This window comes from Vibrio sp. 2132-1 (genome assembly GCF_033344315.1).
This window is the reverse complement of the sequence record NZ_JAWPON010000011.1, coordinates 108,963-131,763: the sequence shown is the minus strand read 5'-3', so window position 1 is coordinate 131,763 and position 22,801 is coordinate 108,963. Positions and strand designations below refer to the sequence as shown.

At 45.9% G+C, this 22,801-nt stretch carries 19 protein-coding genes; 10 read left to right on the top strand and 9 right to left on the bottom strand.

The annotated features are described in order from the left end of the window. Window positions 1-225 precede the first annotated feature (225 nt). The gene (gene yihA, locus R8N47_RS14200; RefSeq protein ID WP_064353516.1) at window positions 226-885 is read right to left on the bottom strand and encodes a ribosome biogenesis GTP-binding protein YihA/YsxC; all 660 of its coding nucleotides are present in this window, start codon (window positions 883-885) and stop codon (window positions 226-228) included. A 159-nt stretch (window positions 886-1,044) separates the two neighbouring features. Between yihA and R8N47_RS14195 the strand changes: the two genes are divergently transcribed. The 5 genes from R8N47_RS14195 (at window position 1,045) to hemN (ending at window position 5,753) form a co-directional block, all read left to right on the top strand. Further along, complete coding sequence (locus tag R8N47_RS14195) at window positions 1,045-1,662, top strand: c-type cytochrome (RefSeq protein WP_005379248.1); 618 nt, start codon at window positions 1,045-1,047, stop codon at window positions 1,660-1,662. 838 nt (window positions 1,663-2,500) lie between these two features. Next, window positions 2,501-3,139: a class I SAM-dependent methyltransferase gene (locus R8N47_RS14190; protein ID WP_064353517.1), complete on the top strand. Its 639-nt coding sequence runs from the start codon at window positions 2,501-2,503 to the stop codon at window positions 3,137-3,139. Beyond that, complete coding sequence (gene yihI / locus R8N47_RS14185) at window positions 3,139-3,681, top strand: Der GTPase-activating protein YihI (RefSeq protein WP_005379252.1); 543 nt, start codon at window positions 3,139-3,141, stop codon at window positions 3,679-3,681. Before R8N47_RS14190 ends, yihI begins: the two co-directional genes overlap by 1 nt. 7 nt (window positions 3,682-3,688) lie before the next feature. After that, window positions 3,689-4,177, top strand: a complete 489-nt coding sequence (locus R8N47_RS14180) for a DUF2489 domain-containing protein (protein ID WP_005379254.1) — start codon at window positions 3,689-3,691, stop codon at window positions 4,175-4,177. Window positions 4,178-4,361: 184 nt separating this feature from the next. After that, window positions 4,362-5,753: an oxygen-independent coproporphyrinogen III oxidase gene (hemN, locus tag R8N47_RS14175; RefSeq protein WP_017635016.1), complete on the top strand. Its 1,392-nt coding sequence runs from the start codon at window positions 4,362-4,364 to the stop codon at window positions 5,751-5,753. Between the two features lie 68 nt (window positions 5,754-5,821). Here hemN and add read toward each other — a convergent pair whose 3' ends face one another. The 6 genes from add to glnA form a co-directional block, all read right to left on the bottom strand. Then, window positions 5,822-6,826, bottom strand: a complete 1,005-nt coding sequence (add, locus tag R8N47_RS14170) for an adenosine deaminase (protein WP_005379257.1) — start codon at window positions 6,824-6,826, stop codon at window positions 5,822-5,824. A gap of 146 nt (window positions 6,827-6,972) precedes the next feature. Then, window positions 6,973-9,519, bottom strand: a complete 2,547-nt coding sequence (locus R8N47_RS14165) for an EAL domain-containing protein (protein ID WP_054579550.1) — start codon at window positions 9,517-9,519, stop codon at window positions 6,973-6,975. Window positions 9,520-9,621: 102 nt separating this feature from the next. After that, on the bottom strand, window positions 9,622-11,025 hold the full coding sequence (glnG, locus tag R8N47_RS14160; RefSeq protein ID WP_017821941.1) for a nitrogen regulation protein NR(I): 1,404 nt from the start codon (window positions 11,023-11,025) through the stop codon (window positions 9,622-9,624). A 57-nt stretch (window positions 11,026-11,082) separates the two neighbouring features. Beyond that, window positions 11,083-12,129 carry a nitrogen regulation protein NR(II) gene (gene glnL, locus R8N47_RS14155; protein WP_017821940.1) on the bottom strand — a complete coding sequence of 349 codons (1,047 nt, stop codon included), beginning with the start codon at window positions 12,127-12,129 and terminating at the stop codon, window positions 11,083-11,085. A gap of 132 nt (window positions 12,130-12,261) precedes the next feature. Further along, window positions 12,262-12,843: a DUF4124 domain-containing protein gene (locus tag R8N47_RS14150; RefSeq protein WP_064353518.1), complete on the bottom strand. Its 582-nt coding sequence runs from the start codon at window positions 12,841-12,843 to the stop codon at window positions 12,262-12,264. A 195-nt stretch (window positions 12,844-13,038) separates the two neighbouring features. Then, window positions 13,039-14,448 carry a glutamate--ammonia ligase gene (gene glnA / locus R8N47_RS14145; RefSeq protein WP_005379275.1) on the bottom strand — a complete coding sequence of 470 codons (1,410 nt, stop codon included), beginning with the start codon at window positions 14,446-14,448 and terminating at the stop codon, window positions 13,039-13,041. A 530-nt stretch (window positions 14,449-14,978) separates the two neighbouring features. On the opposite strand from glnA, the gene typA reads away from it, so the two are divergent. Continuing rightward, entirely contained in the window at window positions 14,979-16,808 is a 1,830-nt protein-coding gene (typA, locus tag R8N47_RS14140) for a translational GTPase TypA (protein ID WP_005379276.1), read from the top strand. A 72-nt stretch (window positions 16,809-16,880) separates the two neighbouring features. Then, entirely contained in the window at window positions 16,881-17,423 is a 543-nt protein-coding gene (locus R8N47_RS14135) for an AAA family ATPase (RefSeq protein ID WP_005382971.1), read from the top strand. A gap of 31 nt (window positions 17,424-17,454) precedes the next feature. Here R8N47_RS14135 and R8N47_RS14130 read toward each other — a convergent pair whose 3' ends face one another. After that, window positions 17,455-18,096: a DUF2959 domain-containing protein gene (locus R8N47_RS14130; protein ID WP_005382972.1), complete on the bottom strand. Its 642-nt coding sequence runs from the start codon at window positions 18,094-18,096 to the stop codon at window positions 17,455-17,457. A gap of 34 nt (window positions 18,097-18,130) precedes the next feature. On the opposite strand from R8N47_RS14130, the gene R8N47_RS14125 reads away from it, so the two are divergent. The 3 genes from R8N47_RS14125 (at window position 18,131) to R8N47_RS14115 (ending at window position 20,505) form a co-directional block, all read left to right on the top strand. Beyond that, complete coding sequence (locus R8N47_RS14125; RefSeq protein ID WP_005379281.1) at window positions 18,131-19,075, top strand: virulence factor BrkB family protein; 945 nt, start codon at window positions 18,131-18,133, stop codon at window positions 19,073-19,075. Further along, the gene (dtd, locus tag R8N47_RS14120; protein WP_005379282.1) at window positions 19,047-19,481 is read left to right on the top strand and encodes a D-aminoacyl-tRNA deacylase; all 435 of its coding nucleotides are present in this window, start codon (window positions 19,047-19,049) and stop codon (window positions 19,479-19,481) included. The genes R8N47_RS14125 and dtd overlap by 29 nt, the downstream gene beginning before the upstream one ends. Window positions 19,482-19,587: 106 nt before the next feature. After that, window positions 19,588-20,505 (top strand): bifunctional GNAT family N-acetyltransferase/hotdog fold thioesterase, encoded by a 918-nt coding sequence (locus tag R8N47_RS14115; protein WP_005379283.1) that lies wholly within the window; start codon window positions 19,588-19,590, stop codon window positions 20,503-20,505. Here the strand turns inward: R8N47_RS14115 and R8N47_RS14110 are convergent. Beyond that, window positions 20,491-22,611 carry an AsmA family protein gene (locus R8N47_RS14110; RefSeq protein WP_064353519.1) on the bottom strand — a complete coding sequence of 707 codons (2,121 nt, stop codon included), beginning with the start codon at window positions 22,609-22,611 and terminating at the stop codon, window positions 20,491-20,493. The genes R8N47_RS14115 and R8N47_RS14110 overlap by 15 nt on opposite strands. Between the last annotated feature and the right edge of the window lie 190 nt (window positions 22,612-22,801).

The window sequence follows — 22,801 nt, the reverse complement described above, 5'->3', positions numbered from 1 at the left end:
GAGTGAATGTTTGGTGATACACAGGAAACAAGAGCGCTTTTTAACCTATTGAAATCGAATCTCAGTTCAGCAATGCTTCGTCACATAACAATAATTACCAATTTTTCTCTCCCGTTATCCCTGCCAGGAAGGCGGGGATTTTTATTGCCTGTTATTTAGTTCAGATAAACAAAAGCCCCACCAAATGGCAGGGCCGTGTCGAAGAAATTTAACAAATATTGTTAATTATTCTTCATCGCTCGCTGGTGTCTCTTGTTCGTCTTCTTCTATCAGGTGCGCTAGTGCTGGTGCAAACCAGGTATCCAGTTTTGCACGTAGCTGATCGACACCTAATCCTTTAAGTGAAGAGAACACATCAACAGAAACGTCACCACCGAAAGTTTCTACTTGCTTACGAACTTTCAGTAGAGTTTGTTTGCGTGCACCACTTTTTAGTTTATCTGCTTTGGTTAGCAAAACCTGCACAGGAATGTGGCTATCGATGGCCCAGAAAATCATTTGTTGGTCGAGATCTTTCATTGGATGACGAATGTCCATTAGAACCACTAAGCCTTTTAGGCACTCGCGTTTCTGTAGGTATTCACCCAAAGATTTCTGCCATTTGTTTTTCATCTCTACCGGTACTTGAGCAAAACCGTATCCAGGTAGATCGACAATGTGACAACCTTCTTCTACTTTGAAAAGGTTGATTAATTGCGTACGACCAGGTGTCTTTGATGTCTTGGCTAAGCTTTTTTGATTAGTTAGACGGTTAAGTGCACTCGATTTACCAGCGTTTGAGCGTCCTGCAAACGCAATTTCGACACCTTCGTCTTCCGGCAGGTGACGAATATCGGGTGCGCTGGTGATGAAATGCGTATTTTGGTAATGAATTTTTACGCTCACTGTTAACTCCATCTCGACTTTGTGTAGTCGATTGATTACTTTTTTGTGAAAATGTGTAAAATAACCGTGCTCGGCATAAGGTCGCCTATTGTACCATGAGTGTACGCGGTATGTTCACATTCCGTGGTACTGGAAGCTTGATAATTATAATGGAATGTCATGAAGAAATTAGCGCTAATTTTGAGTCTTTTAGCCAGTTGCTCAGTATGGGCCCAAGGTAATATTGAGGCTGGTAAAGCAAAATCACAAACCTGTGTCGCCTGTCACGGAGCAGATGGCAACAGTGCAATAACAACGTACCCGAAACTCGCAGGCCAACACGCTAAGTATCTTGAGAAGCAGTTAAAAGAACTTAAGCTAGGCATGACAAGTGGTGGTAAACAAGGTCGTTACGATCCTGTAATGAGTGGTATGGCAATGCCACTGAGCGATGAAGATATCGCAGACCTATCTGCTTACTACGCTTCGCTACCAGTTTCAGAAAACTCAACACCTGAAGATGTAGTAGCAAAAGGCAAAACGCTTTATACCGCTGGTGATGCCGAGCGTGGCCTAACCGCATGTATTGCATGTCATGGTCCTCGTGGCAACGGTACTGAGCTTTCAGGTTTCCCGAAAATTTCTGGTCAGCATGCTGACTACATCAAAGCTCAGCTAGAAAAATTCCGTGATGGCGACCGTGGCAATGATATGAATGCCATGATGCGCGACATCGCGAAGAAAATGACAGACGAAGATATCGAAGTGCTGTCTAAATACGTTGGCGGTCTGCACTAATATACCTAAATCGCTCAAGATCCTGCATCTTGAGCTGGTTGGGTAGATGTCCCTACATCGTTCGAGCAACTTGTACAAAAATGCCCTAGTGAATCCACTAGGGCATTTTTGTTCGTGACAGATATCACAGTCGAGTTTGGATGCGAAAGCGATAGTTGGCTCGGCAGTTTGTGAGACATTTGCCATACTTGATGTTGGCTTTTTCTTGTTAGTGTTTTTAAGCTTTTGATTAAATGATAATTTTGATTTTTTAGAAAAATAGGCGGATTATTTTTTCAACCCATTACTTGTGAGCATAACGGGATGGCGTAAAGTAGAAGTCGTTCACAGGGAGTGAATGTAAGGATTTAAGACCACGGTTTAGGTCTCCAAGGATGTAGCTCGGATGCTTGGTGATTTAGAAAGGGATTTAGATAGGTAGGGAGCCTATCAGATAAGGATGGTCATCTCGTCTGACGGTTAAGACAGTGAAACGGATCAGGCACAGGAAGTTGCTCAGTAGACAGGAAGTAAACGGATAGCCAAAACTCATCAGGAAGATGAAAAACAACTCTTTTTGGCAGGGAAAGCTCTAAAAACAAAGGGATCATTGGTGCACCAAATGTGTGCAACACAGTTTCGCCAATTGATGGCACTTAGAAAGCGACAGTCTGACTGTCGCTTTTTTTATATCCGTTGACTTGCTCAGTCGTAACTTGAATTGAGATTACTGCACTTATTTAGCTTTATAGGTTGTAAACAAAGTTTTTTAATAAAAATTGCTGAAAAAATACTCAACAACACTCCAATCCGAGTTCACTTTCTGGTATGTTTCGCATCCCTGTTTGAGGAAGTCAGCATGCATACCTGTCCTTTATGCCAAAATCAGCGCACTCACCATTATTTTGAAGATAAGCGTCGTGAATATCTTCAATGTGAGCAGTGCAGCTTGGTATTCGTAAATCCAGACCAACGTTTGGATGCGGAAAGCGAAAAAGCTCACTATGATTTGCATGAGAACAACCCCGATGATTTGGGTTACCGAAGCTTTTTGTCGCGTATTGCTGACCCGATCACAGAGCGAATTTCTCCACAATCAAATGGTATCGACTTTGGTTGTGGTCCTGGCCCAACGCTCTCCTTGATGCTGGAAGAGGCGGGGCACAACATGGCGTTGTACGATCTCTACTACCACCCTGATACGTCGGTTTTAGAAAAAACGTACGACTTCATGACAGCAACAGAGGTGATAGAGCACCTCTACCACCCAGATTTGGTGTGGAAGCAATGGTTGAATTTAGTTAAGCCAGGGGGCTGGATAGGCCTGATGACGAAAATGGTCATCGATGTTGAAGCCTTTCAATCATGGCACTACAAGAACGATCCAACTCATGTGGTGTTCTTTAGCCGTGAAACGTTCCAGTTCCTAGCTGAGCGGGATAAGCTCGAACTCGAATTTATTGGTAATGATGTAATTTTACTGAGGAAAGCCCAGTAATGAGCCGTAGTAAAAAATCTAGAAAACCGGGTGCCGCTGGTGCACCTGAGTTTGTTGTAACTCGTAACCGTACAGAATCTGATGTGGAAGGCCGCTTACGCAAGCGTGCTAAAAAGCGTAAAGGTCTGAAAACGGGTAACCGTAACTCAGAAGTTAACGAGCAGAAAAAGCAAGCTGCTGCACAAAATCGCGACCCGCGCTTAGGCAGCAAAAAGAAAATACCTCTGATTGTTGAACCTGCGAAGAAAATGACGAAGCAAGAGCGTCGTTTGTCGGCAGAGCAAGAACTAGAGATGCTAGAAAATGACGCGCAATTGAACGTGTTGCTAGACCGTATTGAAGCGGGTGAAAACCTGGGCACAGGTCTACAGAAATTCGTCGATGAGAAGCTCGATCGCATTGAGAAGCTAATGGACCAACTAGGTTTGTTGGAACCTGAAGAAGAGGAAGACTTCACTGCACCTGCTGAGAAAAGCACGCGCAACGATGATGACTTGCTGGCAGATTTCGACGACATTAATTTCGACGACTATAAAGGATAATTAAGCTATGAATGTAACCTTATTAGCTATTGCTGGTGTTGTGATTATCATCGCACTCGCTTCTTATGCAGGTTACCTTCTGCTTCAATTGAAAAAGCAAAAGGAATTGCAGCTGAAGCATCAAAAATTGGCGATAGACAAACGTAACGCCAACATTTTTGAGAATGTGCATACCTTGTGTCAGGCGGGCATTCAAGGCCAGTGCGATTTATCTGAAATCAGTATCCGTGTGTATAACATCATGGATTATGTACAAGGTGAAGACCGCGTTGATTTCGATAAAACGTACCCTGCGATTTCTGAGCTTTACCACATCGTGAAAGATATGGCGCGTGGCGAAGAACGCCAACAACTTGCCAAGAAAGAGCGTATGCAACAGAACTTGACGCGTCATAAAGCGGAAAGCCGCCTCACTGATGCGATTATTGAGGAGCTCAAAGTGTTGCAGAAAAACGTCCAGCCACTGAATAATCAAATCAATATTCAGATGATTTAAGCGCGACCCCCAATAGTCTCCTTATGGCTAATGGGGGTATCGTGATCACGCTAGCACTTCTTTAGTTTTATACTTAAAAAGCCAGTCGGCGTTGCCACGCTTGTCATCGTCGTATGGCAAAATAGCGGCTCTGAATATCGGGTGACGGCTTTCGTTGCCCTAGCATTTAACGGAAAGTACCACCATGTCGAATCAACACACTGAATCGAAACAGCAAATCGTCTGGGATCAAGCGGTATTGGATAAGTACAACTATTCCGGGCCTCGTTATACGTCGTACCCAACGGCGCTGGAGTTTCATGAAGCGTTCACCATTTCTGATTATGATATGGCATGCACTCAATACCCAGAACGCCCATTATCGCTGTACGTACACATTCCGTTCTGTCACAAGCTTTGTTACTACTGTGGATGTAATAAAGTCATTACACGCCACTCGCACAAAGCGGATGAATACCTCGACGTGCTTGAACACGAAATTCGTCAACGTGCTGCATTACTTGTTGGTCGCACTGTGACGCAATTGCATTTTGGTGGTGGTACACCGACGTTTCTCTCTGAAAAGCAAATCACGCGTGTAATGAGCCTGCTACGCCAAGAGTTTACTTTTAGTAGCGATGCTGAAATCAGTATCGAGGTTGACCCGCGTGAAATCGAGCTGACCATGCTGGATCATCTGCGTAGTGAAGGCTTCAATCGCTTGAGCATCGGTGTGCAGGACTTCAACAAAGAAGTGCAAAAACTGGTGAATCGTGAGCAAGATGAAGAGTTCATCGTTGCGATGGTTGCGCGCGCAAAAGAGTTAGGCTTTCGTTCGACGAACCTAGATTTGATTTACGGTTTACCGAAGCAGACCAAAGAATCTTTTGCCAAGACTCTAGAACAAGTGCTAGAGATGCAGCCGGGCCGTCTATCCGTGTTTAACTACGCGCACATGCCACAGCTATTTGCAGCACAGCGTAAGATTAAAGACGAAGACCTGCCAAAAGCAGAGGAGAAGATGGCGATTCTGCAAGACACCATCGCGACACTGACTGGTGCTGGCTACCAATTTATCGGTATGGACCACTTTGCTTTGCCGGACGATGAACTTGCTGTTGCCCAGCGCGAAGGTATTTTGCATCGCAATTTCCAAGGCTACACCACACAAGGTGAATGTGACTTGGTTGGCTTTGGTGTTTCTGCAATCTCGATGATCGGCGATGCTTACGCGCAAAACCAGAAAGAGCTGAAGAAATACTACGCTCAAGTCAACGAACTTCGTCACGCTCTATGGAAAGGGGTCTCGCTGGACTCCGATGATTTGCTCCGTCGTGAAGTGATTAAGCAGCTGATTTGTAACTTCAAGTTAGACAAGAAAGCCATTGAGTCTGAGTTTAAAGTGAAGTTTGATCAGTACTTTAAAGAAGACTTACAGCTACTTCAGACCTTTATTAACGATGAGCTGGTGGAAGTGGATGACAATGAAATTCGTGTGACGCTGCGAGGTCGTTTGCTGATCCGTAATATTTGTATGAGCTTCGATAAGTACCTGCGAGCGAAGGCGCGTCAGCAACAATTCTCTCGTGTTATTTAATCAGAGATACAGATTCAAGATATAAAAAATGCCAGCAGATGCTGGCATTTTTTATGTTTTCGCTGGATTTAAGCGCGATCTTTTACTTTTTCTCTCAGTTCCGCTTTTTCTGCTTCTGAAAGGAACGCAATCTCAAGGCCATTGATTTGCGCTTGGCGAATCTGGTCTTGGCTCAGACCAGCGGCTGGTGCTGCTACTTCGTATTCGTATGGCAGTTCGATGCCTTCAACCGCTGGATCGTCAGTGTTCAGACACGCAAGAACGCCATGCTCTAGGAACTGCTTGAGAGGGTGGTTTTCTAGCGTTTCTACTGTACTTGTTTGGTAGTTTGACGTCAGGCAAGATTCAATACCAATGCGGTTTTCTGCTAGGTAATCCATCAGTTTTGGATCGTGAATCGCTTTTACGCCGTGACCGATACGAGTTGCGCCCAGCTCATTGATTGCTTGCCACATGCTCTCTGCACCTGCTGCTTCACCAGCATGGACCGTTACCCCAAGGCCAGCATCGCGTACTTGCTTGAAGTGAGACACAAAGCGATCACCCGGTTGGCCTAGCTCGTCCCCCGCAAGGTCGACGGCAACGATGTGATCTTTCTGGCTCAGAATGCCGTCCAGTTCTTGTTGACATGCGTCAGTGCCAAATGTGCGACTCATGATACCGATCAGGTTGGCTTTCACGCCAAAATCGCGCATACCCGCTTGCACACCGTCCACGACGGCTTCAACAACCCCCGCTACTGGTAGTTTGTGTTTCATCGCCATGTAGTAAGGAGAGAAACGCAGCTCTGCGTAATCGATTTGTGCGTTTAGCGCGTCTTCTACGTTTTCGTACGCGACACGACGACACGCATCTAGATCGCCCAGTACAGCAACACCCCAGTCGAGCTTAGAAAGGAAAGCAACAAGAGAGGGTTCCGCTTCGACAATTTGAACGTGAGGAGTGAGAGACTCAATATCGTACGCTGGTAGGGCAATGCCAAACTTTTGGCCTAGCTCAAGAATCGTTTTAGTACGAATGTTACCGTCGAGGTGACGGTGCAAATCAGTAAGAGGAAGGTTCTTCGTTATCATTTTGTCGATCCGATAGTTATGAACTGGAACAGGGCCCAAACATCATCTGTGACAATACATGGGTAAGATTTGCAGTTAAGTATAAATAACAGTTGGGTAGATTGTCAGTAGAGGATGACTAGGAAATCAACGATTCTCGCTCTTTTCTACTTCATGTTCACCAAATGTGTTGGCCATTCTTCTAGTGGCATAGGGCGGCTGTAGTAGAAGCCTTGCACCTGATTACAGCCTAAAGAGCGCAGTAATTGTGCTTGATTGCTATCCTCGACACCTTCCGCGACGACATTAGTTTTGAGACCTGCTGTGATATTGATGACGGCAGCGACGACTGAACTGTTTAAGTTTTCTTGTGTGAGTTGATTGATGAAGGTGCGATCAATCTTCAAGCAGGTAAACGGCAGAGAGTGGAGGTAACCCAGTGATGAGTAGCCGGTGCCAAAGTCATCTATCGCGATACCAATACCCATTTCACGCAGTTTAGTCATATTTTCTAGTGTGGTCGGTGCGCTATCAATGATACGTGATTCTGTGATCTCTAGTGTGAGGTTACTTGCTGGTAATTTCGTGATATCCAATACGCTTATCACCGTATCAACAAAACTTGGGCAAGATAGTTGATTAACGGAGATATTCACATGCAGTTGGAAGTCCGACGGCCACTGTTTGCTTTCGATCGCTTGGTAAGTGTCGCGACAAGCTTGTAACAGAATCTGTTGGCCGATGGCTTTGATCATGCCGCTTTCTTCCGCGATTGGGATAAAATCTAATGGTGACACCATACCTGAGTCACTATGCCAACGCGCAAGTGCTTCGGCGCCACACACTGTGCCACTGACGAGATCCACAATCGGTTGGTAATGAGGAATAAACTCTCGGTTTTCAATGCCAGTTTGGATCTTGGTCAGCATTTGCGTACGAAACTTTGAAGCGCTCGCTAGTTCTGGGCTGTAGTGACAAACACCAGTCAGTGAGTCTTGTTTAGCGTAACTTAATGCGATGCTGGCGTTGCGTAACCATAAAGGCATGGTTTCGTTTGGCTGGGTTTGTACAATACCAAGTGAAATCTTCATCACTACATTCTCGCCTTCCACCATAAATGGGGTGGAAAAGAGTTGCTGTAATCGACGCTCGGTTTGTTTAATTTTGGTTTCAGTGTCGACATTTGAGAGAAACACCGCGAACTCATCACCACCAATCCGAGCCAATAATGCGTTGTCACGAAACTGCTGTTTTAGCCTTTCAGCGATGCTGACCAACAACTGGTCGCCGTTGTGATGACCCACACTGTCGTTGATATCTCTAAATTTGTTGATACCAAGTAAAAATAAACTGCCGTGACAAAGATGAGACTGATTTTCACAGATTTCGACCAAACCCTGACGGCTATATAAGCGTGTTAGAGAGTCATAAACTAACTGTTCACGCAATGCTTTGAATGAAGCTCTTAGATTGTTCGCCATTTCATTAAAAGCATGAACCAGTACGGTTGTCTCATACACATAACCAGGCTTTGGCATGCCGCTATCCCAATCCCCATTTGCCAGGTGCTGAGCGGCGGCGGCCGTCGCGTTAATTGGTCTGGTAACTCGGTTGAAAATGATCCAACTGATGGCGATCCCAAATAGGCTTACAATAATGCCAACGAGCCAACTCTCTTGCTGGCTTTTTGGTAACAGGCCGAGAAGCTCGGACTCCGAAATGGAGGTGCCAATAAACCATGTTAAGCCATCTTGGTCTCGATACGGGGTTAGCCGACTGAAAATACGTTGTCCATCATGTTCAAATGAAAAAGTATAAGGTTGCTTGGTGTTGTTGAGATCGAAAGACCGGACGCGGCTCGCACTGATTTTGATGATCGGGTCTGCGTTTTCAGCGGCAAGCAAACGCTGCCCTTTATCCGAAAATTTTGTGCCCCATGAGATGACGCTTCCCGGGCCTGAGTGAGCGATTAAACGATGATCTGGGTCCATGATGTAGACCGACGCTTTAGTGTTGTATTTTAACTCGCGCAGGAATTCGTTGAATGTATTGATACGAATGTCTGTCACCAAAACACCAGCAAATTGGTCGTGTTTGTACACCGGCGTCATGGCTGATAGCGTAATATCCTGGCGTTCATCAGCGTTGGTATAAATTTCAGACCAAGTGGCGTTTTGGCTCTCTGCAACGGGCTTATACCATGGGCGAGTGCGAGGATCGTATTGGGAGATAACCGTTCGAATGTTGTTACTCACATGGTTGGTTCCATAAATAACCAGATCACCATCGGTGTGGCGATCTTGCACCATTAAGGTGTAATCGTCGGAAAGTTCGCGGCGAAAGCCTGCAAAGTCGCCGTTTTCTGAACCAAATGCGATTACATCCAACTGCGGTATCGATTGGTAAAGATTTTTGAATGCACTTAGCAGGTAGTTTTGAATGTCTGAGGTATCGTGAGGGCGATAAAGGTTGTGATAGCTGACGTTGTGCGCGAGAGCCATAACCGCAGTAAAAGGCTTACGTAGATAGCTATTGAGGTGGTCGTGGACACTTTCGGTTAACACGGAAAGTTGCTTGTCACTGATATCCGTGACCACTTCTTCGTAACTTTGTTTTTGGACGTAGACAATGACACCGATCGCCAGTAAGAAGATCATGACAAATGGAATCAGAACAGCAGTACGCAGTGTAATTTGAGTCGTAGCAGTAGACATCGCCTAATCACATAGATGGTGGTGCGCCACAATTGTACTGATGTTTTTATTAATATCGAGTGACAAACGACGCTCGTTGTTAACGCACCACGTAAGTGATTGTCAGTACAATTCTTTTAATTTTCTGGTGAGTGTATTTCGCCCCCAGCCTAATACTTTAGCGGCATCTTGCTTATGACCTTTAGTGTGCTCTAAGGCTGCTTCTAATAAAATGCGTTCAAATTCTGGTAAAGCGTAAGAAAGTAGTTCTTTATCTCCTGCTGCGAGTGAATGCCGTGCCCAATCCGCCAATTGTTCTTGCCAACTACCATGTGCAGAGTCTGAAATGGATTTTTTCTCTTCGAGTAGTTCGCTTGGCAAGTCATTTGGTAACACTTCGCTACCACTGGCCATAACGGTTAACCAACGGCAAATATTCTCTAATTGACGAACGTTGCCAGGCCAATCAAGGCGGTTAAGAATCTCCACGGTCGATGGGTGGAGAGTTTTTGTTTCCACACCAAGCTCATCAGCCGCACGGATAAGAAAATGCTGTGTAAGCTTTTCAATGTCTTGCTTACGCTCACGCAGTGCCGGGATCTGCACGCGAATCACGTTTAAGCGATGAAAGAGGTCCTCACGGAAGTCACCTTCTTGCACCAGCTTTTCTAAGTTCTGGTGTGTTGCCGCGACAATTCGTACATCGACACTGATCGGAGAGTGACCGCCCACTCGATAAAACTGCCCGTCAGCTAGAACGCGTAGCAAACGAGTTTGAATGTCCAATGGCATGTCGCCGATTTCGTCTAAAAATAGAGTGCCGCCATTGGCTTGTTCGAATCGTCCTTGACGAACATTGTTTGCCCCCGTAAACGCGCCTTTTTCGTGGCCAAACAGTTCTGATTCAATCAAGTCTTTGGGAATTGCCGCCATATTGAGCGCAATGAAAGGTTTGTTAGCACGTGGACTGTGACGGTGCAGTGCATGAGCAACGAGTTCTTTACCCGTGCCCGATTCACCGTTAATCAAGACTGAAATAGAGGAGCGAGAAAGACGACCAATGGCGCGAAACACCTCTTGCATCGCTGGTGCTTCACCGATAATTTCAGGCGTTTCTGCTGGAATGTCTTCTGGAGAGAGCTGCTCGCGTTTGTTTTCGTGGCTGTGTGCAATGGCTCGTTCAACCAGAGTTAAAGTTTCATCAATATCAAAAGGTTTTGGTAAATATTCAAAAGCACCTTTTTGGTACGCATTCACTGCCGCATCTAAATCTGAATGCGCGGTCATGATAATCACGGGAAGGTCTGGGTAATCGCGCTGTACTTGCTTTAGTAGCTCCAACCCATCAATACCTGGCATGCGAATGTCTGATACTAGAACATCCGGCACTTCGCGTTCGAGCGCCATTAACACGCTTTCTCCATCGGCATAGGTTTCACATTTGATGTTGGCAGAGGAGAGTGTTTTCTCCATTACCCAGCGAATTGAACTGTCGTCATCAACGACCCAAACATATCCTTTACTCATGTAGTAATCCTTGCAGCAAACCGAAAAACTGACGCGACTTGAAGTCCATTAGCGCACTCAGATCGGCAGATAAATAGTAAATGTTGTGTGACCAGGCCAGCTTTCTACGTCTATTTTTCCATTGTGCTGGTCGATCAAATTTTGCGAAATAGATAGCCCTAATCCAGTTCCTCCCTCGCGGCCACTGACCATGGGATAGAACAGCGTGTCTTGTAGTTCCGGTGGAATACCTGGGCCGTTGTCTGTGATTTCGACACGAGCAGCGAGTTTACAGCGTTTGCCGTGAATATTGGCTTGATGCACCGTTCTGGTGCGAATGGTTATTTTCCCGTGCTCTTGATGGCTAAGAATTTGTGCGGCGTTGCTGACGATATTAAGCATTGCCTGCTCGATTTGGTCTGTATCCATCAAAATCTCTGGCAAGCTTGGGTCATAATCTCGTTCAATGATGATTGAGCGTTGTGACTCTAATTCAACCAGTTGACGAACCTTTTCAAGAATTTGGTGCAGATTCTCTTGTGTCTTCTTACCTGGCTTTTGCGGTCCTAGTAATCGATCCACGAGCGCCCTTAAACGGTCTGCTTGCTCAATGATGATGTGTGTATATTCGGTGAGAGAGGGCTCTGGCAGCATTTTTTCTAGCAATTGCGCCGCACCGCGTAAGCCGCCAAGCGGATTTTTAATCTCATGTGCAAGCCCTCGGACTAACAGCTTCGCTGCTTGTTGTTGGGCGTGTTGGTTCAGTTCTTGAGAGAGTCGGCGCTGCTGATCAATTTTGCGCATCTCGACCAGAAGCATCAACTGCTTTTGCCAAGTGATAGGGCTAACCGTCACCTCTAGCATTAAAGGGCGGCCATCAACAACGAAAGTGACGTCACTGTCGGTGATGCTTTGGCCACTTTGCAACGGTTGAGTGAGCAGCGCGAGATCCAGCGACGCATGCTGAATCAATTGAGAAAGTGATTGTTCAATAATTCGTTTGGCGCTTTGAGAAAACAGCAATTCGGCAGCCGGATTGGCATAACGGATGGCCAATCCATCATCAAGAATCAGCGTTGCTGTCACCATATTGTTGAGAATGGCACTAGGAAGACTGGTATCCACATTACGTCCTTGTTTTGCTTTAAGATTGTGCGATGCACAATAATGGTGCAATTGAACGTTAAGTATGGCGAATAAATCTTAGAAGAAAAAGTGAAAAGCATCGCTGTGATGTGATTTTTTTCACCAGATATTCTATTTTGCCCCTTTTACGGTCGGCTTAACACTTGCTCTATGTAAATGCACCGTTATAGGGCTAGTAGATGCAATAAGCTTGCCGCTTCTTTTCGCGTGCACAGCAAGTGTGTGAGTGCCTCGGTCAATATTGTTTAACTGCCACACTATATGGTTTTGTGGTGCACCATAAGGTTTTCCATCGAGTAACAATTGCAATTGCTCACCGATACCAAGCTTGCGATTGGTTTCTAATTGAATATTGATGATGCCTCGATTGCTGCGGATGGTCTCGTTGTGCTTGGGAGTCAGCATCGAGAGTTGTAATGGGAGAGGCTTCTCGGTTGTTTTCTCTGGCTTGTTTTGTGATGCAGTAGATGGCGTAGTCTGAGGTGCGAGCGATTCAGTACTTTCTACCTCAGGAGCTGGTGCGCTGGCTTCAAGGTTTGGCAGTGCGATCGCTTTTGCTCCTTTGTTTGGCGTATCACTAAAGTGAACCACGCCATTTTCATCTACCCACGTATACGCGACCTGCGCGAAGGCGATAGAGGCGATTAACAATCCGCTGAGTGCACACAGTGATGGAATAAGCTGAACTTTCATTGCTCACCTTCTCTTGTTCGATGATTTCACGTTTCAATGGCTTAGCTCTTTGACCTGTAAGGAAAAATTCTAAGTGTATTTTTATTATCCTCTCATGTTAAACGTCGAAGCTTGACTGGCGAATACAAAAAAGGCCCGCCTGCGAGGCGAGCCTAATATTTTATTGCTGTGTTTACATTTTACACAGTGTCGACCTTACACAGAGTAGTAAAGTTCGAACTCAACAGGGTGAGTTGTCATGTTCACACGCTCTACGTCCTGAGACTTAAGGTCGATGTATGAATCGATGAAGTCGTCAGAGAATACGCCGCCCGCTGTTAAGAACTCACGATCAGCATCTAGCTCTGCTAGCGCGTCTTTTAGTGAGTATGCAACAGTTGGGATTTCTGCTGCTTCTTCAGCTGGAAGATCGTAAAGGTCTTTATCCATCGCTTCGCCTGGGTGGATCTTATTCTTGATACCGTCAAGACCAGCCATAAGCATTGCTGCGAAACATAGGTATGGGTTCGCCGCTGGGTCACCGAAACGAACTTCGATACGACGTGCTTTCGGGCTTGGTACCACTGGGATACGGATTGAAGCAGAGCGGTTACGCGCTGAGTAAGCTAGCATTACTGGTGCTTCGAAGCCTGGTACAAGACGTTTGTACGAGTTGGTTGATGGGTTAGCGAATGCGTTGATTGCACGAGCGTGTTTGATGATACCACCGATGTAGTAAAGCGCCATTTCAGATAGACCGCCGTACTTGTCACCAGCAAATAGGTTTACGCCATCTTTTGCTAGAGACTGGTGAACGTGCATACCGCTGCCGTTGTCGCCAACAAGTGGTTTAGGCATAAACGTCGCTGTTTTACCAAACGCGTGAGCAACGTTGTGTACAACGTACTTGTAGATTTGGATTTCGTCAGCTTTGGTTGTTAGCGTGTTGAAACGAGTTGCGATTTCGTTTTGACCCGCCGTTGCCACTTCGTGGTGGTGCGCTTCAACAACAAGACCCATTTCTTCCATTACTAGACACATAGCAGAACGGATGTCTTGAGATGAATCTACTGGAGCTACTGGGAAGTAACCACCTTTAACGCCTGGACGGTGACCTTTGTTACCTTCTTCGTAGTCAGAACCTGTGTTCCATGCCGCTTCTACGTCGTCGATTTTGAAGAAAGAGCCTGACATGTCTGTCGAGAACTTCACGTCATCAAATAGGAAGAATTCTGGCTCAGGACCGATAAGTACAGTATCTGCAACACCAGTAGAACGCATGAAGTCTTCAGCGCGTTTTGCGATAGAGCGTGGGTCACGGTCGTAGCCTTGCATTGTTGCAGGCTCTAAGATGTCACAACGGATATTTAGTGTTGCGTCTTCCGTGAATGGGTCAAGCACAGCAGAAGATGCGTCAGGCATCATTACCATGTCTGATTCGTTGATACCTTTCCAGCCAGCAACTGATGAACCATCGAACATTTTACCTTCTTCGAAGAAGTCTGCGTCGATTTGGTGAGCAGGGATCGAAATGTGCTGCTCTTTACCTTTTGTATCAGTGAAGCGTAGGTCAACAAACTTAACTTCGTTTTCTTGGATCAGCGATAGAACGTTTTCTACTGACATCTTGGATAACCTCCAGTGTTAATAAGCGGTAAAAGCTCGATTTATGAATTATTCATGAAACCTGGCATTGATTAATCAATTTGACTTTTCATTAACCGATGCTGTTTTAACTAAAGCCAAAACCGTGCCAAAAAAAATATTCCATTAATTTCAAGCAATTGTGTTTTTGAATGCTAGTTTGGTGCAGTTGCTTGCACCAAAATGATCTTTGATTGCACTATTATGGTGCTAAAAATCATTGTTGCACCATAATGTGACAGGTACATTGCGTATTCAGCCCAGTTTTTGAGCAAGAGTCAATTTGAATTATGCATCGATTAGAATAAAGTTGCGTTTAATCAATTCGTTCTGAGGAAGAAAATGGGCATTAAGCGTAAAAATCGCAGAAATGCTCGGGAGTAGATCACATATTTCTAGGCTTTTTGCTAAAATCTGGTACATTATGGCCGTTTTTTTAATCAGCAAATGTCGCCAGAGAGCACCCGTTCTCAGCGTGGGGGCATTTCATCTATCTAAGTGAATCAATATCCATGGCTACTCCACAGATTGATAAATTAAGAAATATCGCGATCATCGCGCACGTTGACCACGGTAAAACCACGTTGGTTGACAAGCTGCTACAACAATCAGGCACGCTTGAGTCTCGCGGTGAAGCTGAAGAGCGAGTCATGGACTCGAACGACATCGAGAAAGAGCGCGGTATTACCATTCTTGCTAAAAACACAGCAATCGACTGGAACGATTACCGTATCAACATCGTAGATACTCCGGGACACGCGGACTTCGGTGGTGAAGTTGAGCGTATCATGTCGATGGTAGACTCTGTACTACTTATCGTTGACGCAGTTGATGGTCCAATGCCTCAAACGCGTTTCGTAACACAAAAAGCATTTGCTCACGGTTTAAAACCAATCGTTGTAATCAACAAGATTGACCGCCCTGGTGCACGTCCTGATTGGGTTATGGACCAAGTGTTCGATCTATTTGACAACCTAGGTGCAACTGATGACCAGCTAGACTTTAAAGTAGTTTACGCATCTGCACTTAACGGTTGGGCTTCTCTAGAAGAAGGCGAAACTGGCGAGAACATGGAACCACTATTCCAAACTATCGTTGATGTTGTTGACGCGCCAAATGTTGACCTTGATGGTCCACTACAGATGCAAGTTTCTCAGCTAGACTACAGCTCTTACGTTGGTGTTATCGGCGTGGCTCGCGTAACTCGTGGTAGCGTTAAACCAAACCAGCAGGTAACCATTATTGGTGCTGACGGTAAAACTCGCAACGGTAAAGTGGGTACAGTAATGGGCTACCTTGGCCTAGAGCGTCACGAAGTGGAACAAGCTAACGCGGGTGATATCATCGCAATCACTGGTCTTGGCGAGCTGAAAATTTCTGACACTATCTGTGCACAAAACGCAGTAGAAGCATTACCACCATTGTCTGTTGATGAACCAACAGTAACAATGACGTTCCAAGTAAACACGTCTCCATTCGCGGGTAAAGAAGGTAAGTTCGTAACGTCACGTAACATCCTTGAGCGTCTTGAGAAGGAACTGGTACACAACGTTGCACTACGCGTTGAGCAAACAGACGATCCAGATAAATTCCGCGTATCAGGTCGTGGTGAACTTCACCTTTCTATCCTGATCGAAAACATGCGTCGTGAAGGCTTCGAGCTAGCAGTATCTCGTCCAGAAGTAATCATCAAAGAAGAAGATGGTCAGTTGATGGAACCGTTCGAAACGGTAACTATCGACGTAATGGAAGAGCACCAAGGCGGCATCATGGAGAACATCGGCTTACGTAAAGGTGAGCTGAAAGACATGTCTCCAGACGGTAAAGGTCGTGTGCGTATGGACTTCGTTATGCCATCACGTGGTCTGATCGGTTTCCAAACGGAATTCATGACACTGACTTCAGGTTCAGGTCTTCTTTACCATACGTTTGATCACTACGGCCCTCACAAAGGCGGTAACATCGGTCAACGTGTAAACGGTGTACTAATCGCGAACGCGATGGGTAAAGCGCTAACTAACGCACTGTTCAACCTTCAAGAGCGTGGTCGTCTATTTATCGGTCACGGTGTTGAAGTTTACGAAGGTATGGTTATCGGTATTCACAGCCGTGACAACGACCTAACGGTAAACGCACTGAAAGGTAAGCAGCTAACCAACGTTCGTGCATCAGGTACCGATGACGCACAGGTTCTTACTCCGCCAATCAAGATGACTCTTGAGCAAGCACTAGAATTCATCGATGACGACGAGCTAGTAGAAGTAACGCCTGAAAGCATCCGTATCCGTAAGAAGTTCCTAACGGAAAGCGACCGTAAGCGTGCTTCTCGTGGCGCGAAATAATTTTCGTTAAGCGATTCAATTAAGAAGAAGCCTCGAGTTATGCTCGGGGCTTTTTGTTTTCTGGAGTTGAATATGAACCCGATTATTATCACCGGTGGGCCTGGTGCGGGAAAAACAACACTGCTGAATGCGCTAGACGCGTGTGGTTACGCCACGTTTCCTGAAGGGTCTCGCGACTTGATTGAGCAGCAAAGCCAGTTAGAAAATGGTATTTTGCCGTGGACGAATTTACCTGAGTTTGCCAAGTTATGCCTTGGGTTGATGGACAAACAAAAGAGTGATGCGCGTTGTCATGATGTTGCGTTTGTTGATCGCGCCATCCCCGACATCATTGCATACCTACAAGTGGGCGGCTGTAAGGTTGACCAAGCTTTCTTAACCGAAAGCGCTGGGTACCATAGTCAGGTGTTTACTTGTCGACCTGAAGCATCCATTTACGTACAAGATGAAGTGCGTCCGCACAGCTTTGAAGAAGCATTGGAGATTCATCAGTCGTTAGTGAGTGTCTATACTGAGTTGGGTTATGAAGTGATAGAAGTACCATGGGGAACTGTGCCAGAGAGGGTAGGCTTTGTTCGAAGAGTCATCGGTTTACTCGGTAAGGTCGCCGACTAAAACCTCCTCGCTAGGAGGAGGTCTGAATCATTTACTTTTGATTGAGCTTTTGTAGGAATTTATCGGACTCTGCAATCGCTTCGTTCATTTGTTTGATCGCAAACTGAATGTCCTTCTCTAAGCTAGAGAACTCACCTTGCAAAGAACCAATCGCACTGGCGTTAAGGTTGTGTTTTAAGTACAACGTGTTGTCACGTAGCGTATCCAGTACCGGTGTCATCTTTTTCTCTGCACGCTTCATAGCGCTAAGCATGGTTTTGTACGAGGCTTTGGTTTCACGTAGCTTTTGCTCGCTTGAACGACGCAGTTTCGCACTCGAGTACAGCTCTAGCTCATCTTGCCACTCATCAAACAGTGCGCCGGATACGTCTTCAATCGCAGCAATACGGTCACGTACGTCTTGAGCCGCTTTTTCGCTATCTTCGTATTTGTCATTGATGTTGTTGTAGACATTTTCTAGCTCACCACCATCAAAGTTGGTGATCGCAGACAAGGCTTCAAGTGCACTGGTGAATTCTTCTTGTGCATCTTGTTGAGATTCTTTGGCATCTTCGACGCGGTCGACCATAATATCTCGTTTATGATACCCAACCTGCTCCATTGCTGAGTAATAAGCAGATTGACACCCTGTTAAAGTGAAAATTGATAGTACAATTGCTAATAAATAAGGCATTCTTATGTCCTCGGCGCTAATTATGGGATGAACTATGAACCAGTTATCAGAGAGTTACAAGGCGAGATTAATCAATCTACTGCCAAGTTGCGTCGCGTTTTTTAAGTATCTTCTTAAGCGATTAACGCATGACCGTGTGAATGTGAACGCGGGCTATCTTGCCTACATTACCTTGTTATCCATCGTGCCAATGCTGACGGTATTGTTATCAATATTGTCGAAATTTCCCGTTTTTGCGAACGTTGGTGAGGTGCTGCAAGGCTACATTATTGAGAATTTTGTGCCAGCTTCTGGAGAAGCTGTACATACGGCATTACAGGAATTTGTGGCGAATACGGGCAAAATGAGCGCGGTTGGCGGTGGGTTTTTATTCATCGCAGCGGTCATGCTGATTTCCAACATTGATAAGAACTTAAACTACATTTGGCGAGTTAAAGACAAGCGCCGTTTAGTCTTTTCATTCTCTATGTATTGGATGGTACTCACGTTAGGGCCGATCATGGTCGGTGCGAGTATTGCGGCGACGTCGTACGTGACTTCGCTGCAAATTTTAGAGAACGAGACATTATCTGGTGCGTTTAATTTATTTCTGCGTTGGCTACCGTTGTTGCTGTCCTTTTTTGCTTTTCTTGGCTTGTATATTCTAGTGCCGAATAAAAAAGTACATCTCGCTCATGGTGCCATGGGGGCAGCAGTCGCCGCGATACTGTTCGAGTTGAGTAAAAAAGGCTTTGCACTCTACATCACTCAGTTTCCGTCTTATCAGCTCATCTACGGCGCGTTAGCGGCGATTCCTATCTTATTTGTTTGGGTGTATTTATGCTGGATGATCGTGTTATTGGGGGCGGAAGTTACAGCTGCGCTTGGTGAGCGAGAGCACTGGAGTGAAGATTTAGACATGATACACTCGACCGCTGAATCTCAGTTAACAGATGAAGGAAGCGAGAGTAGTGATAGCGCTAATTCAACGAGTCAGTGAAGCAGCCGTCCGTGTGGATGGTGAAGTCGTAGGAGAAATTGATCGTGGTCTGCTGGTCTTATTGGGCGTAGAGAAGGACGACGATGAAGCTAAAGCAAAGCGTTTAATGGAGCGTGTTACAACCTACCGTGTGTTCGAAGATGACGAAGGCAAGATGAACCTGAACGTTAAACAGGTGGAAGGTAAAGTGCTGGTGGTTTCTCAATTTACGCTGCCTGCGGATACAAAAAAAGGCACGCGAGCTGGCTTTTCTCGCGGTGCGCATCCTGTTGATGCAGAGCGCTTGTATGATTACTTTTCTGACTTGTGTGAAGAAGTCTTACCCACACAGCGTGGCCGCTTCGCTGCCGATATGAAAGTGTCCTTGGTGAATGACGGTCCAGTGACGTTTTGGTTGCAGGTCTAATCTGGTAACACAGGCGCCATAGTCTAAGCTTTAACTCCAAGCTCATGGAATTGGCTTGGAGTAATTTTTCCGACACTGATTAGTGTTGTGCTTTCAAAGGATTGATATGTTCAAACTCATTACTCCCAAAACCGATAATCAGATAAACAAGTATTATCAGTTTCGCTGGCAACTGCTTCGTGAGCCATGGCGTATGCCGATCGGCTCAGAGCGCGATGAATACGACGAAATGAGTCATCACCGCATGATTGTTGATGGTCGAGGTCGTCCTATGGCGATTGGCCGTTTATACATTACGCCGGACAATGATGGCCAGATCCGCTATATGGCGGTTAAAAATAATCGCCGTAGCAAAGGAATGGGTTCGCTGGTTTTGGTTGCACTAGAGTCGTTAGCGCGCCAAGAAGGAGCGAAACGCTTGGTGTGTAATGCCCGTGAAGATGCCATCGCCTTTTATGAAAAAAATGGCTTTGAGCGTCGAGGCGAGCTAACCGATGAGCGTGGCCCTGTGCGCCATCAGCAAATGGTGAAGCAACTGGATCCGATGGCCAATGTGTTACGTCGCCCTGAATGGTGTACTGAGCTTCAACAGCGCTGGGAGCAACAAATCCCAATTAGCGACAAAATGGGGATCAAAATTAACCAGTACACGGGTTACCAGTTTGAATGCTGTGCGCAGCTTAATCCTAACCTTAATCCGCATAACACCATGTTCGCCGGGTCAGCTTTTACCTTAGCAACCCTGACAGGGTGGGGGATGACGTGGCTGCTGCTTAAAGAGCGTGGGCTGCACGGTGATATTGTGTTGGCCGACAGCTCGATTCGTTATCGTCAACCAGTCGAACAAAACCCCGTGGCGAGTACTTCGTTGGATGGGATCAGTGGTGACCTAGACCGATTGGAGTCGGGACGCAAAGCACGCATCGTTATTCACGTAGTGATTTATAGTGGTGACACGCCAGCTGTGGATTTTGTCGGTACCTATATGCTGATACCGAACTACTCGCAGTTACTCAGTTGCTGATGGGTTAAGCGCCGACTGACCTGCTGGGCGCTTATCTGTTTCACCTTCTTGCTCTGTCGGTGAGAGGATTTGTTCTTCTGCTGCGGAATGCGTGTTGGGTACTTCATCTTCTTCGATAATTTCTTCGTAAAGCTCTTCCTCTTGAGTCTCCAAATTGATGTTATCAATCACGATTGGCTGCTTGATGGAAGGATCATTTTTCTGTGGAGTCTCAATATCAGTAGGCTCGGCCAGTTTTGATGCGTTCACGCACTCATTACGGTGGGTTTCACCACTTAGTAGATCGCCTTCAATGTTTCCGCACGACTCTTCCAATTGATAAGTAATGCCACTTAGCGGGTTGTTGGCCATATCAAATGTTCCCCAAACCTTACCACTTATGGCTTTTCCTGAGATGGTGACCGGCTTTATGGCAACTTCCCCTCGTTGCGCGCTTAAACGCAGTGGACTTAAGGTAATGGCTTTGAGCGAATGATCCGCTTGGGACTTCAAGCGGGTATCTCGGAGATTGGCTTCCACTTCACCCGATAAGCTGTAGGCCAGCATGTTGCGATCACCTGATAACCCTTGTAGATCGAGGCTGAGATCGGAAAAACCATCAATAGCCAGTGTGTCGGGTAAAAAATAATCGTGGAAGAGCGATAAGGGAATACCATCAGCATTGACGTTGAGCGCCCAAGGTTGGCTTGGGGTACTCAAATCTATCTGTCCGATGCCTTCTACGTAGCCTTGATCGAGTGGCGCAAAAAGGCGAGTCAATTGCCAAAAGCCATCTTTGCTTTGCATGGCAAGTGCTGCGTGAGACGTGAGTATTTGGTCATAGCTGGCGTTGACAACGCTGACTTCCAATTCGCCTTGCCAAAGGCCCCAACGTTGAGCCGACTGTTTAATATCAAGCTGTTGTCCTTCGATATTTAAACCGGAAAGTTGCCAATAAGGTTCGTGAGATAGCTGGATAATTTGGCTGCGCTCAATGTCGAGTCGTTCGATTGCAACATGCTCTAACTCGCTGGTGGCGGCGTGCCACCAATTTAGGTTGTCTTCTGGCTGTGTTGCCCACTTGAGGCCTTGAATAGAGGCTTCTTTGAGCTTCCATTGTGTTGGCGTGAACAATCCAGAAACTTGCACTCGACCTTGCTGCCAATCTAAACTGAGCTCGTTGAGCTGGATTACTCCTGGCTCGATAGCGGCACTCAAACGTGGCTCTATTGCGGTTTGCTGCTGGAATCGAACGCTATCCGCCTGCAATGACACTTGAGCTTTTGTCTTCCAGAGAGACAGTGGCAGTGTGGCGTTTTCCACAGAAAGATCCAAGTTCTGCCAGTGCCAGTCGCCCCATTCAATATCGGCGTTAAGCAAATCTAAGCTATTAATATGATTAATGTTAAATGGTAGATCGTGCCAAGGTTTTGCAAGCAGTGACTGGCGCTGCGTATTACTCAGTTTCAGCTTGTTGATGGTCACATTTACTAAAGACCAGCCTTGAGGATACTGCTCCCCTTGCCCAGATATTTGACTGTTACGCCAGTTAAAAGAGGTGCCATAAAGCGTACTGTCTTGCGGTTTGTAGTCTATATCGACTAAGACTTGATTAAAGGCTTCGCCATTCCAATAGAGTTGGTCAGCTGCAAGTTGAACTTCGCCATATGGTATTAATTGACCATTCCATTGTGGTGATTGAATTTGAAGGTCAATGCCATTGGCAGAGAACTGCTCGTCGGCGTAATCAATATTTTTGAGCGCGATTTGATGGAATAAAACGTTATCTAAAGGTGGGAGCTTTGGTGCGCCATACTGCAAGCTCATACCATCAATCAATAAACTATCAACGATCCATTTACCATCGCGATAAACATCGGGATTCATCCATAAATCGACTTGCTCGATGTAAGACGCATCGTCTCCGCTGGTGTTCACGCGTTGTAAAGTTAGGTGATAGGGAAAGCCATAACGCACGCTTTCGGCCCGGAAGGGAAGAGAAAAGGTGTTTGACAGCAAGCGCCAGGTTGCGTCCGCGTAAGATGTTGTTAGCAGCGCAATCGTAGCGGCTGGAATGGCAACTAAGATAACCAGTAACAGAAGTAGAACTCGACGCGCTGTTTTCATCTTTGCTAGAACCTACGTGTGTTATGAAATAAAACTAGATAGGCTTTAGCTTGTATCAATATTCTGTGGTATTCAATAAAAAGCCCCTCAAAAGAGGGGCTTGAAGCAATTTTTGTAACTTGGCCTACGTAAAGGTGATAAGTTAATGCCAACTTTTCACTGCGTTTACGCGACGTCGCTGTTACTCGAT